The organism is Dermabacter sp. HMSC08H10 (assembly GCF_001807585.1).
In the GTDB taxonomy this organism is placed as follows: Bacteria; Actinomycetota; Actinomycetes; order Actinomycetales; family Dermabacteraceae; genus Dermabacter; species Dermabacter hominis.
Window position 1 is genome coordinate 237,994 of record NZ_KV789424.1, and the last position, 12,350, is coordinate 250,343.

13 protein-coding genes and 2 tRNA genes are annotated in these 12,350 nt (G+C 63.5%); 12 read left to right on the plus strand and 3 right to left on the minus strand.

Features of this window, described 5'->3' with window-relative positions:
- Window positions 1-122 precede the first annotated feature (122 nt).
- The 3 genes from HMPREF3176_RS03885 to HMPREF3176_RS03895 all read left to right on the plus strand — a co-directional run bounded on the left by HMPREF3176_RS03885 (window position 123) and on the right by HMPREF3176_RS03895 (window position 1,290).
- Window positions 123-194: transfer RNA gene (locus tag HMPREF3176_RS03885), tRNA-Gln, on the plus strand.
- A gap of 76 nt (window positions 195-270) precedes the next feature.
- Window positions 271-343: transfer RNA gene (locus tag HMPREF3176_RS03890), tRNA-Glu, on the plus strand.
- A 128-nt stretch (window positions 344-471) separates the two neighbouring features.
- A complete protein-coding gene (locus tag HMPREF3176_RS03895; RefSeq protein WP_070436146.1) occupies window positions 472-1,290 on the plus strand; it encodes a universal stress protein in 819 nt (272 codons plus the stop codon).
- 26 nt (window positions 1,291-1,316) lie between these two features.
- On the opposite strand, the gene HMPREF3176_RS03900 is transcribed toward HMPREF3176_RS03895, so the two are convergent.
- Window positions 1,317-2,036, minus strand: coding sequence for an IclR family transcriptional regulator (locus tag HMPREF3176_RS03900; protein ID WP_040387009.1), 720 nt, complete (start codon window positions 2,034-2,036; stop codon window positions 1,317-1,319).
- 146 nt (window positions 2,037-2,182) lie between these two features.
- Between HMPREF3176_RS03900 and leuC the strand changes: the two genes are divergently transcribed.
- From leuC to HMPREF3176_RS03930, 6 genes are all read left to right on the plus strand, one after another.
- Window positions 2,183-3,619: a 3-isopropylmalate dehydratase large subunit gene (gene leuC / locus HMPREF3176_RS03905; protein WP_070458426.1), complete on the plus strand. Its 1,437-nt coding sequence runs from the start codon at window positions 2,183-2,185 to the stop codon at window positions 3,617-3,619.
- A 33-nt stretch (window positions 3,620-3,652) separates the two neighbouring features.
- Entirely contained in the window at window positions 3,653-4,264 is a 612-nt protein-coding gene (leuD, locus tag HMPREF3176_RS03910; protein ID WP_070458429.1) for a 3-isopropylmalate dehydratase small subunit, read from the plus strand.
- A 116-nt stretch (window positions 4,265-4,380) separates the two neighbouring features.
- The gene (murA, locus tag HMPREF3176_RS03915; RefSeq protein WP_070458432.1) at window positions 4,381-5,697 is read left to right on the plus strand and encodes a UDP-N-acetylglucosamine 1-carboxyvinyltransferase; all 1,317 of its coding nucleotides are present in this window, start codon (window positions 4,381-4,383) and stop codon (window positions 5,695-5,697) included.
- 33 nt (window positions 5,698-5,730) lie between these two features.
- Entirely contained in the window at window positions 5,731-6,324 is a 594-nt protein-coding gene (locus HMPREF3176_RS03920) for a hypothetical protein (protein ID WP_070458435.1), read from the plus strand.
- On the plus strand, window positions 6,308-7,327 hold the full coding sequence (locus tag HMPREF3176_RS03925; protein WP_256365629.1) for an NAD(P)H-dependent glycerol-3-phosphate dehydrogenase: 1,020 nt from the start codon (window positions 6,308-6,310) through the stop codon (window positions 7,325-7,327). The genes HMPREF3176_RS03920 and HMPREF3176_RS03925 overlap by 17 nt, the downstream gene beginning before the upstream one ends.
- A gap of 10 nt (window positions 7,328-7,337) precedes the next feature.
- On the plus strand, window positions 7,338-8,438 hold the full coding sequence (locus HMPREF3176_RS03930; protein WP_070458438.1) for a D-alanine--D-alanine ligase family protein: 1,101 nt from the start codon (window positions 7,338-7,340) through the stop codon (window positions 8,436-8,438).
- A gap of 3 nt (window positions 8,439-8,441) precedes the next feature.
- On the opposite strand, the gene HMPREF3176_RS03935 is transcribed toward HMPREF3176_RS03930, so the two are convergent.
- Window positions 8,442-8,972, minus strand: a complete 531-nt coding sequence (locus HMPREF3176_RS03935; protein WP_070458818.1) for a DUF3515 family protein — start codon at window positions 8,970-8,972, stop codon at window positions 8,442-8,444.
- Window positions 8,973-9,038: 66 nt separating this feature from the next.
- On the opposite strand from HMPREF3176_RS03935, the gene HMPREF3176_RS03940 reads away from it, so the two are divergent.
- The 3 genes from HMPREF3176_RS03940 to HMPREF3176_RS03950 are packed head-to-tail and all read left to right on the plus strand — an operon-like array spanning window position 9,039 to window position 11,828.
- Window positions 9,039-10,130, plus strand: a complete 1,092-nt coding sequence (locus HMPREF3176_RS03940) for a GNAT family N-acetyltransferase (protein ID WP_070458820.1) — start codon at window positions 9,039-9,041, stop codon at window positions 10,128-10,130.
- Window positions 10,131-11,159: a thiamine-phosphate kinase gene (gene thiL / locus HMPREF3176_RS03945; protein ID WP_070458441.1), complete on the plus strand. Its 1,029-nt coding sequence runs from the start codon at window positions 10,131-10,133 to the stop codon at window positions 11,157-11,159.
- A gap of 18 nt (window positions 11,160-11,177) precedes the next feature.
- Entirely contained in the window at window positions 11,178-11,828 is a 651-nt protein-coding gene (locus tag HMPREF3176_RS03950) for a class I SAM-dependent DNA methyltransferase (protein ID WP_371327110.1), read from the plus strand.
- A gap of 131 nt (window positions 11,829-11,959) precedes the next feature.
- Here HMPREF3176_RS03950 and rpmB read toward each other — a convergent pair whose 3' ends face one another.
- The gene (gene rpmB, locus HMPREF3176_RS03955; RefSeq protein ID WP_016664741.1) at window positions 11,960-12,151 is read right to left on the minus strand and encodes a 50S ribosomal protein L28; all 192 of its coding nucleotides are present in this window, start codon (window positions 12,149-12,151) and stop codon (window positions 11,960-11,962) included.
- Window positions 12,152-12,350: the final 199 nt, after the last annotated feature.

Below are 12,350 nucleotides of genomic sequence, written 5' to 3' on the forward strand. Positions count from 1 at the left end.
TTGCAGGGCCAGCGTCGGAATCGCATTCGTGTGAAAGCTTCCACAAAGGGCGCAGGAAAAGTTGCCGGGGCTTTCGCGCTGGACTACTGTTGTATTTCGTTCGGCTCGCCGGGCAAAACCCTTGGGGTATGGTGTAATTGGCAACACGGCTGATTCTGGTTCAGTTGTTCTAGGTTCGAGTCCTGGTACCCCAGCGATGCAGGTCACATGGCCTGGATTTGGAAACAGTCAGCAGCTTTGCTAAAGTTTCTAAGGCCTCATTGAGGCAAGGCCCCGTTCGTCTAGCGGCCTAGGACGTCGCCCTCTCACGGCGGTAACACCGGTTCAAATCCGGTACGGGGTACAGAGCGAAAGCCCGACCACTTCGGTGGTCGGGCTTTTTCGTGCCCGGGACCTTTCCGGCGTATCCTTAAAGCGAGCAGGGAGTTTGGCTCACAAAAGCGTGAGCCCGGCCGTGGAAGGAAGAAAACCATGAGTGCAAATGAAGGCCGGATCGTTGTCGGCGTCGAAGACACCGAGGAATCCGATCACGCAATCCGCTGGGCGGCGCACAATGCCCTCGCCCTGAATAAGCCCCTGCATCTTGTGCACGCATTCGTGTGGCCGCTCATGGGGGTCGATGTCGATCCCGTTCCCGGCGTGAGTGGGTCGGGCCTCAAGGTCGCCGCGCAACGCTTGCTCGATGAAGCGGCTCAGATCGCCCACGAAGTTGCCCCCGGCTGCGAAGTGACGACCCAGATTGTCGACGGCCGCGCGGTGGACGTGCTCATTCAGCAGTCAGCGACCGCAGATGCGCTCGTGGTCGGCTCGCGCGGGCTCGGTCGCTTCCTCTCGATCATTGTGGGATCGACCAGTTCGGCGCTCCTCACACGCTCGAAATGTTCGATCGTTGTCGTTCGCGGCGATATTGCCGCAGATGGCCCCGTGGCAGTGTTTTACGACGGTGGGACGGCCTTTGAGTGCGCGCTCGAGCGCGCCGCCGAGTTTGCGAAGGTGTACGGCACCGGCGTCCGCGTTATTCCCTCGATCGTGATTCCCGAGGAGAAATGGGCGGGCATTCTCGAGAGCGCTCAACGTCACTTGCGCGAGGTTGCGCCCGAGGTGGACGTGGAGATCACCGAGTACGGTCGCCAGCACACGGCGAAAGAGTTGATCCGCCGCAGCGAGGGCACGAGGCTTATCGTTGCGAACGCGCGCGGCAAGCACGGGGAACTTGAGCGTCAGCCCGTCGTGTCGAATACCGCTTTCTTGCAGTACGCGAACACCCCCGTGTGGCTCGAGAGGCAGTAAGCCACTCGAGCCCGTCCAGTGGACTTCTAGTGGCCGCCCTGGCGCACGAGTTCGCTAAGTTTCTCCGCGTAGCTCATGACGAGAGTGGCGTGGATTTTTCCGGGCTGTCGCGTCATGCGGTCGATCGGGCCCGAGATTGAGAGGGCGGCAATGACGCGGTCGCTCGGGCCCCGAACCGGCGCACTCACGGACGCAACACCCGATTCGCGTTCGCCGACGCTCTGTGCCCACCCGCGTCTGCGCACGGCCGACAGCATTGAGGCTGTGAAGCGAGCCCCGTGAAGGCCGCGGTGGAGACGATCGGGCTCTTCCCAGGCGAGAAGAATCTGTGCGGCGGAACCGGCTCGCATCGTGAGCGTTGAGCCTAGTGGGACGGTATCGCGCAGGCCGCTTGGGCGCTCGGCCGTCGCGACGCACACGCGGTGTTCGGCTTGGCGACGATAGAGCTGCGCCGATTCTCCGGAGCGGTCCCTGAGCTCGGCAAGAACGGGCCCGGCAGAGGCGAGGAGACGGTCCTCGCCAGCGGCGGCGGCGAGTTCCGTCAGGCGAGGCCCGAGGATGAAGCGACCTTGGATATCGCGCGCGACGAGCCTGTGGTGTTCGAGCGCGACCGCGAGCCGGTGAGCCGTCGGCCGGGCGAGCCCGGTTGTGCTCACGAGAGTTGCGAGCGTTGCGGGCCCCGCTTCAAGCGCGCCGAGTACCGTGGCGGCTTTGTCGATCACACCGACGCCGCTTCCCTCTTCGATCTGAATGTTCATGGAATAAGACTATCGTCTCGCGATGTGAAATGCGAGTGCTTCGCCACTGACCCTTCGCGAAACTTGGTGCCAACGAGCCGTGCGCTTCACGCAAAGGAGCGACGCGGGGAGACGACGATCGAGGAGTCACTCACATGGCGGGAACTCTCGCGGAAAAGGTTTGGCAGGACCACGTAGTCCGCAAGGGCGAAGGCGGAGAGCCGGACCTCCTGTACATTGACCTTCACCTGCTTCACGAGGTGACCTCCCCGCAGGCATTCGAGGGGCTGCGGCTCGAGGGGCGCTCGCCGCGCCGCGTTGACCAAACCCTCGCGACGGAGGATCACAACACGCCGACCGTCGATATCGACAAACCAATTGCCGACCTCACAAGCCGCACCCAGATCAACACCCTGCGTGCCAATGCCGAGGAATTCGGTGTGCGTATCCACTCGCTCGGCGACGTTGACCAGGGCATCGTCCACGTCGTGGGGCCCCAGCTTGGGCTCACCATGCCGGGAATTACGGTCGTGTGCGGCGACTCGCACACCTCGACCCACGGTGCATTCGGCGCGCTTGCCTTCGGCATCGGCACCTCCGAAGTTGAGCACGTCCTCGCAACGCAGACCCTGCCCCTCAAGCCCTTTAAGACCATGGCGATTACGGTCGAAGGATCGCTTAAACCGGGCGTGAGCGCTAAAGACATCATCCTTGCGGTCATCGCGAAGATCGGTACCGGTGGCGGGCAGGGATACGTGCTCGAATACCGCGGAGAAGCCATCCGAAACCTCTCGATGGAGGGGCGCATGACGATCTGCAACATGTCTATCGAAGCGGGTGCCCGGGCCGGCATGATCGCTCCCGACGAGACGACCTTTGAGTATGTCAAGGGACGCCCCCACGCGCCGACGGGGGAGGCGTGGGACGAAGCGGTCGAGTACTGGAAGAGCCTCAGGAGCGACGACGACGCGACCTTCGATGCCGAAGTCGTGATCAACGCCGATGAACTCGAGCCATTCGTCACGTGGGGCACGAACCCCGGTCAAGGCCTGCCGCTCTCGAGCGCCGTTCCCGCCCCAGAGGACTTCGCCGACGACAACGCGAAAGCTGCGTGCGAGCGCGCGCTCGAATACATGGACCTCGAGCCCGGGACCGCGCTCAAGGACATTCGCGTTGACACGGTCTTTATGGGCTCGTGCACGAACGGTCGAATCGAAGACCTGCGCGCTTTCACCGATGTGATCCGAGGTCGCACGAAGGATCCGAATGTTCGTGTTCTCGTCGTGCCCGGCTCGGCGCGCGTGCGACTCCAGGCCGAAGCCGAAGGACTCGACAAGGAGATCCTGGCCTTTGGCGCCGAGTGGCGAAACGCGGGATGCTCGATGTGCCTTGGCATGAATCCCGACCAGCTCGCCCCGGGGGAGCGCTCCGCATCGACCTCGAACCGTAACTTCGAGGGGCGCCAGGGCAAGGGCGGGCGCACCCACCTCGTGTCGCCCGTCGTCGCGGCCGCGACGGCCGTGCGGGGAACCCTTTCATCACCCGCTGACCTCGACAATCTCGAACAAGCCGACGCCTCGGTGCGTGCCTGAGGGCCGCGAGGACGCTGGGAAAGGACTCACACCATGGAAAAGTTCATCTCGCACACGGGTATCGGTGTTCCGCTTCGACGCTCCAACGTCGATACCGACCAAATCATCCCCGCCGTGTACCTCAAGCGCGTGACGAAGACGGGTTTCGATGACGGTCTCTTTAGCGCGTGGCGCCAGGATCCAGACTTTGTGCTCAACCGCGAGCCCTACTCGCGAGGCTCCGTTCTCGTCGCAGGCGAAGAGTTTGGTACCGGTTCCTCTCGCGAACATGCCGTGTGGGCGCTTCGCGACTACGGTTTCAAAGCGGTGCTCTCGAGCCGATTCGCGGATATTTTCCGAGGCAACGCCGGTAAGCAGGGCCTCGTTGCCGCAGTCCTCTCGCAGTCGGATATCGAGCAGATCTGGAAGATCCTCGAGAACGCGCCGGGAACCGACATCACCGTCGATCTCGAAAATCGAGTAGTCGAGGTGGCCGATTCGACCTTCTCGTTCGAAATCGACGACTACACCCGTTGGCGCCTCATGGAGGGCCTCGATGACATCGGGCTCACGATGCGGCACGAAGCAGACATCGCGGAGTTTGAAAAGCGTCGGCCCTCCTGGCTCCCGAAGACGCTTCCCGCGCGCACTGCCGACGACCAGTAGCGGAGCTTTTGCGCCCTCGGCGTACACCGGCGCGTGTGCAGTTCTTTTCAAAGCGCTGTTCGGTATGGTGAGACGGTTACCTGTGGGCTCGTCCCGGAAAAGGAATCAACTCCACTATGACCTCAAGCTTCTATGTGCGCGGCGGAAAGCCGCTCGAGGGTGAGATCACCGTTCGCGGTGCAAAGAACCTGGTCTCGAAGGCCATGGTTGCCGCGCTTCTCGGTGAGACCGAAAGCTTCCTCACGAGTGTCCCCGACATCAGCGATGTGAGGATCGTGAGCGAGCTTCTTCGCGTGCACGGTGTAAAAATCGAGCGCGATACGGAAGCGGGAACCCTCCGCATGGACCCGTCGAACGTCGAGCGCGCGCACGTGGCGGACATCGACGCTCACGCGGGAAGCTCGCGCATCCCGATCCTCTTCTGCGGTCCGCTTCTGCACCGCCTCGGTGAGGCCGTGATCCCCGATCTGGGTGGTTGCCGCATCGGCACGCGCCCGATCAACTATCACCTCGACGTGCTGCGCAACTTCGGTGCTCGTGTCGATAAGCGTGAACACGGCATCTACATCACGGCACCGGACGGCCTCCGCGGCGCAAAAATTCGCCTCGAGTACCCGAGTGTCGGTGCGACCGAGCAGGTGCTCCTCACGGCAGTGCGGGCGAAGGGCATCACGGAACTCGAGAATGCCGCCGTCGAGCCCGAGATCGAGGATCTCATCGCGGTTTTGCAAAAGATGGGCGCGATCATTTCGCTGCGCACCGATCGCACAATCGTGATCGAGGGCGTCGAGAGACTCAATGGCTACCGTCACCGCTGCATCCCCGACCGCATCGAGGCGGCGAGCTGGGCCTGCGCCGCCCTCGTGACTCACGGCGACGTATTCGTCCGCGGGGCCGAGCAGAAGGCGATGGGCACCTTCCTCAACGTGCTGCGCAAGATCGGTGCCGGCGTCGATATTCACGACGACGGGATTCGGTTCTACGACACGGGTAAAGGCCTCTCCTCGGCAGCGATCGAGACCGACGTCCACCCCGGCTTCATGACGGACTGGCAGCAGCCCCTCGTCGTACTTTTGACGCAGGCCAGCGGCATATCGATCGTCCACGAGACCGTGTACGAGAACCGCCTTGGCTTTACGAGCGCGCTCAATGACATGGGCGCGCAGATCCAGGTGTATCGCGAATGCCTCGGCGGTTCCCGCTGCCGCTTCGGTCAGCGCAACTACAATCACTCGGCGGTTGTGAACGGGCCTCGTCCGCTCAAGGGTGCCGAGATCACGGTCCCGGATCTGCGCGGCGGGTTCAGCTACCTGATCGCGGCACTTGGGGCCGATGGCGTCTCGCAGATCCACGGCATCGACCTCATCGATCGTGGCTACGAATCCTTCAGGGACAAGCTCACGCAGCTCGGTGCCGATTTCTGGGAAGAGTGAGAACGAATCAACGCTCGAGGTAAGGAGCCAACGGTGACAGAGAATCCCTCGACGCACGCGACCGGTGCGTCGCACGAGCGGTACACGTCTCTCGCACTTCGCGATATTCCGCTTCCGGACTATTGCGATGTCGTGATCGTGCCAACCAAGGGCGTTGATGAACCGGATCCGCGCGTGTGGGCCGAGGCGATTTTCTCTCACGAGAACGCGACACTGACCTCGCGTGGTGCCCGGGCCGTACGGGATGAGGCCATTCGCCTTTTCGACCTCGTGCCGCCGCCCGAACGCGAACGCTATGTGAGCGAGGTTGTGGGCTCCGAGGCTCTCATTATCGACGACACGCCCTCGCTCATGATCCGCATCGGCGTTGCCGTCGAGCCCGGTGGTGAGCTCGTGCGGATCACGACCGCGGTCAAGTACCGTACGATCCGCGGTCGCCTCACCTTTGGCCCGCGACGCATGATGCACGCATCGGCGGTTCACACGCTCGCCAAGCGCGCCCCTGCCACGCTCAGGCGGCGCGAAACAGCGCGTCTCACCTCGCCTCGGGCGCGTCGCGCGGGATTGACGCGCGGTATCCGTCGCAACCGGCAGCTCCCTTCGGGCGACGGTGAACGCTCGAAGTAGGGCGGGCGAGAGCGAAGGCCACATCGCGGTTCTCGGCGCAGGATCGTGGGGCACGGTTTTCTCGCACATGCTCGCGCGAGGCGGCAATCGCGTGCGCCTATGGGCGCGCCGAGCGGAACTCGCTTCGCAGATCAACGACAACCACGAGAACGCGAGCTACGTTCCCGGTTTAAAGCTTCCCGCCTCCGTCTGGGCTTCGAGCGATACCGAGGACGTTATCCAAGGGGCACGTGGCATCGTCCTCGCCGTCCCCGCCCAGTCCTTGCGCGCGAATCTCGAGGCCTGGCCATCCATTGCCCACCTGCCCGTCGTCTCGCTCATCAAAGGCATCGAGCGCGGCAGCGACGAGCGCATGTCACAGATTCTTGCGACCACCGGCGGCATTAATGAGAGCCGCATCGCGGTGCTGTCGGGCCCGAACCTCGCGCGGGAGATCGCCCGCGAGCAACCGTGCGCCTCGGTTATCGCCTCAGCGAGCGAGGAAACAGCCAGAGAAGTGGCCTCGTGGTGTTCGGCGCCCTATTTCCGCGCCTACGTGAGCCGCGATGTGACGGGGGTCGAGGTTGCGGGCGCGATGAAGAATGTCATCGCGATCGCCGTGGGTGCCGCCGCCGGGCTCGGCTACGGCGACAACACGCGCGCATCGCTTATTACGCGCGGCTTCGCGGAAATTACGCGGCTCGGCGTTGCCCTCGGTGCGGAAACGCCCACGTTTGCTGGGCTCGCCGGGATGGGCGACCTCGTCGCGACGTGCGCCTCTCCGCTTTCGAGGAATTTCAGGCTGGGGAAGGCCCTTGGCGAAGGTCTAAGCCTGGAGGAGGCCAGAGCAAGCGTCGGACAAACCGCCGAAGGCGTCCCTACCGCCCGCGCCGTCGCAGAGCTTGCCGAGCGTTCGCAGCTGGACTTGCCCATCACCCGTGCCCTCGTCGATGTCGTTGATTGCGGGCGTAATATTGCCGAAGTGACGAGCGCACTTCTTTCGCGTTCTGTCCGATTCGAATAGAGGAGCCCACGTGCACACCATCGCGCTGATTTTCGGCGGCCGTTCGAGCGAACACGGCATTTCATGCGTGACCGCCGGCGGTATTCTGCGCCAGATTGACCGTTCGCGTTTTGACGTTGTACCCATCGGCGTGACGAGCGATGGCCGCTTTGTCGAGGTCACGGGGGATCCCGAGCACTGGCAAATCACGAACGGGCTCGCCCCTCACGTGCCCGATTCGGGTGACGAAATCATCCTCCAGCAGTCGCGACTTGGGCAGGGAAAGGTCGAGCTTCGCGTCGTGCGCGATGGCGGTCGTATTGAGCACCTCGCACATATTGACGCGGTGTTTCCTCTTTTGCACGGGCCCTACGGTGAGGACGGCACGATCCAAGGACTATTCGAGCTCTGGGATGTGCCCTATGTCGGGTCGGGCGTGCTTGCCTCCGCCGCTTCGATGGATAAGGACTTCACGAAGCGCATTCTCGAAGGCGCGGGTCTCAACGTTGCCCGCGGCGTCGTCGCGCGCGCGAGTGAACCTCGAGCGGCGGTGCGCGAGCGCGCATCGAGCCTTACCTATCCGCTGTTCGTCAAACCGGCGCGCGCGGGTTCGAGTTTTGGCGTGACGAAGGTGGACGCCCCCGAGCAGCTCGATGCGGCGCTTGACGAAGCCTTCCGCTTCGACCCGAAGGTACTCATCGAGCAGGGTGTCGAGGGGCGCGAGGTGGAATGCGGCGTTCTCCAGGGGGAGAATGGACAGGCACCGCGCACGAGTCTTCCGGGTGAGGTCGTCATCGGCGAGGATCTCGCTTTTTATGACTACGAGTCGAAGTATTTCGGCAAGGGCACCGTCACGATCGATATCCCCGCGGCGATTCCCGAGCAGTACGTGGCGGCAGTGCGAGAGGTGGCCGCGCGTGCGTTCGAAGCCCTCGAACTCGAGGGACTCGCGCGCGTGGATGTGTTCGTGACCGGGGCGGGCGAGGTGATCGTCAACGAGGTCAACACGATGCCGGGCTTCACCCAGATCTCGATGTTCCCCGTGCTGTGGGAGAACATGGGGATTTCCTACGCCGACCTGATCTCTCGCCTGATCGACAATGCCCTTGAGCGTGGCGTAGGGCTGCGCTAGGGGCTATTGCGCGTCGTCGAATGCGAGGCAGCGACCACCCGATTGAGGGACCTGCGCAATGAGGCTCGCGAGTTCGATGGCCGCGGCGCTCGGCTGGTCGGGGGCGACCGAGCGAGGCACGGTGATGTCAATTGCCGGTTCTCGCCCGTAGGTCGTCATGTGCACGATCCCGCGCTTGTCGTTTTCTTTCACGATCCAGTCGATCTCCTTGCCGTTGCGCGCGGCGATCGTGGTGCACAGATCGGTCGTGGGCGGGGGAGGGGTCACACCGCAGCGAAGCACGATCGTACTGTCGCCGTGACCCCATGCGGCTGTTGATTGGGCCGTGGTTTCGCTGCGATCGAGGCCCAGAAGGGTATCGGGAAGCGACACGATGATCTCGGCGCAACGGGGATTGGTGGCGTCGGCTTCGGGCGGGGGTACGGCGACGGCTCCGCACGCGGCGAGTGCCAGGGTGCTCCCGATCGCGAGCGAAGCGACGAGCGCGCGCCGGAGCGCGCATGCCAGGGGCTGGGCCGGGGGCGTATGCATCATGAACACCACCCTAACTCTCTGTCTGGATCGTGAGTGCCTGGACGGAAGCTGATAATCTTGGTGACCATGAGCGAGAAGTACGCACTGACACCCCGCACCGAGCAGCTTTTCCCCGAAGGGCCGCATGTCACGGTGCGATTCCTCGATCATTCGAGCGACGCGGAGCTTAAGCAGTACTGGGATCTCTACCGCGTTCTTGACGAGGAATTTTGCGGCGCTCACGAGCGCCGCACGCCCGGCCAGCTTCGTGCCGAACACGCAGACACCGACCACAAACGTTCATACCAGCTCGTGGCCGAGGTGGAGAGCCTTGAAGGCGCACGCATGATCGCCGGTCTCGCCGAGCTTCAGCTCCCTCTCGCTGAGAACACTGATACGCAAGAGATCGAGCTCGTTGTGTATCCCGCGTGGCGAGGCAAAGGTATTGGCACGATGCTCACGGATGCGCTCCGGGACATTATGACGCACGAGGAGCGTCCGAAGGCTTTCGGCTATGCGCTCACCCACGTGGATTCAACTCAGGCGGAAAACGAGCTTCCGGCTTCAAGGATCGCGACCCGGCTTGGCCTCGCGAAGGTCGCCACGGAGTTCGTGAGCACGGTTTCGCTCCCGCTCGATCGCGACCTCGTCGAGGACCTCCACGTCGAGGTCGAAGCTTCCCTTGGCAAGTACCGCATCATTACCTGGGAAGGGGACGTCCCTGAGGAGCACATGGAGCAGTGGTGTGTGCTGCTCAATCAGATGGTCGCGGATGCCCCGACTGAGGATTCTTCGCTTGAGAAGCCCGAGTACGACGAGGAGCGGGTCCGAGCGATCGAAGCGAGGATCGCTGAGCGTGGCTATCGCCGCCTCACGGCGGTCGCCCTCGCGTCGAACGGCACGTTTGCTGGGACGTCATACGTGATGTTTCGCGAGGATGGTTCGCGACTTGGCGAGCAGGCCATCACCCTGGTCATGCCCGAGCACCGCGGGCATAACCTTGGCCTCGCGCTTAAGCTCATGACGCATCGCCTCCTGACCGAAACTGAGTCAAAAGTCGATGTGCTGCGCACGTACACGAACCACACCAACACCCACATGAATGCCATCAACGAACGCCTTGGCTATCGCACGGTCGCGAAAGAGATCACCTTCGAAGGAAAGCTTCGAGGGATTTGAGTGCGGCAGCACGAAACAAGCCTCGGCGAGCTTGGTGAGGCGGGGATCCTCGAGCGAATTGTCCCGTTTTTTCAGCATCGCGATGATGCGGTCATCGTGGGCCCTGGTGATGACTGCGCCGTTGTTCGCGCCGCGGGGGAGCTCGTGTTCACGACCGATGCGATCGTTGAGGGCTACGACTTCATTCTCGGTATTTCTGATCCCGTGAGCATCGGCCGCAAGGCTGCCGTACAGAACCTCGCGGATGTCGCCTCGATGGGGGCGCGGCCGCGCTGGCTGCTGACGACCGTCCTCGCGGGCAAAGACACACCGATCGCGGTACTCGAGGGCATCGCTGAGGGCATTGCGCGCGAGGCACACCCGCTCGGTGCGTCGGTGATCGGCGGGGACCTTGGTACCGCTCGCGAGCTCACGGTTTCGATCACGGCGATCGGCGAACTTGCGCGCTCTGGTGCGGCAGTCGTGCGTTCGGGTGCGAAAGAAGGGGATGTTCTTGCGGTCGGCGGGGAGGTACTCGGGCTCAGCAGCGCCGGGCTCGCTCAGGTGCTCGGGAAGTCCGACGCCACACTGCCCGACCTTGAGTCTCGGGGCCAAGCCGTCGCGAGCATTGCGGGCCGTGCACTGTCGTGGCACCTCGCACCCGAGCCTGACCTCTCAGCGGGGTGGGGCGCGGGGCGTTCGGCGAGCGCGATGATCGATATCTCCGATGGACTCGTGAGGGATGCGAGCCGAATTGCTCGCGCAAGTGGAGTAAACCTCGACCTGTCGCGGGCGGCGCTCGAGAGTGATTGTGCGCTTCTCGCGCCGCTTGCCAATGTGTTGAGCGTCGATCCCATGGAGTGGGTCCTGGGTTCGGGGGAGGAGCACCTCATGCTCGCGACGTTCCCTCGGTCGGTGTGGGACGAAAACGCTCTGGTGCGTGCCGCATTCCGCGAGATTGGGTGCGTGCGCGCTGCCGAGGGCGATGGCGACGTGCGTCTCGACGGCGTGCCACTCGCCATGTACGGTTGGGACCATTTTTCCGTTTAGGGTGGATGGATGCCTTCTATGCCGATCATGCCCATGAATCCCACGCCCGGCTCTCCCGGGAAATCACAGTGGACGCGCAACCTCGAACGCAATCCTGGCCACTCCCAGTGGTACATCGAGCGCTGGGAGCGGATGCGCGCCGAAGGCAAGGACATCGATGGGGAAGCGCGACTCATCGATGCACTCGCGCCTCGCGGCGCCCTCGTGCTCGATGCCGGGAGCGGAACCGGGCGCGTCGGTGCAGAGCTTGCTCGTCGCGGCCACGACGTTGTGGGGATCGACCTTGACCCAACCCTCGTCGCCTATGCGGAGCGCACCTCGCCAGGTCCCCGCTGGATTACAGGCGACCTAGCCGAGGCGTGCGCGATTCTCGGTGAGGACTCACTCGGAACATTCGACGTGGTTGTCACGGCGGGCAACGTTGTCACGTTTGTTGCCGAAAGCGATAGGCGCCGCGTTCTCGAGAACTACGCGAGGCTCTTGCGTCCGGGAGGTCGCATCGTCGCCGGTTTTGGAACGGGCCGCGGGTATTCGCTCGAGAGCTATGTGGCGGATGCTGCCGCCGCGGGCTTCGAGGTGCCCCAGGTGTTTTCGACGTGGGATTTACGCCCGGCGAGCGATGACCCTGGATTCGCCGTTGTCATCTCGGTGAAGGGCGAGGGCAAGTAGAGCAACCTCGGTGGGACTTCCCCGGGCACCTCGTGTGTGGTGCCACGGCGGATGTCTCTTGGGCATGCGAAAAGGACCTCCCCGAGGGAAGGTCCTTTTACTAAGCTTTCGCTCGGGCAGTGCCCGGATGCTCAGGCGGCGCGCTGAACCTTGCCGGCCTTGAGGCACGAGGTGCACACGTTGAGGCGCTTCGAGGTGCCGCCGATCACGGTGCGCACGGACTGGATGTTGGGGCTCCAGCGGCGCGAGGTGCGACGGTGCGAGTGGGAAACGCTCTTGCCGAAGCTCGGGCCCTTGGCGCAAATGTCACACTTGGAAGCCACGGTGTTCTCCTGAATAATCGCTAACGTACTTGATTTGTGCGCCGAGGCTCATGCAGCGGATCGAGCCGCGTGGCGCTGGGCAACCCCAAAAGCATAGCCCACTCGCGCGCGAAGAGCGATAGGGATGCCTCCATAACCCCTGTGTAGTCAGCCACATCGCGACGTCGGTCGTGAAAGAATGCCGTCAGTGTTGGCGGGG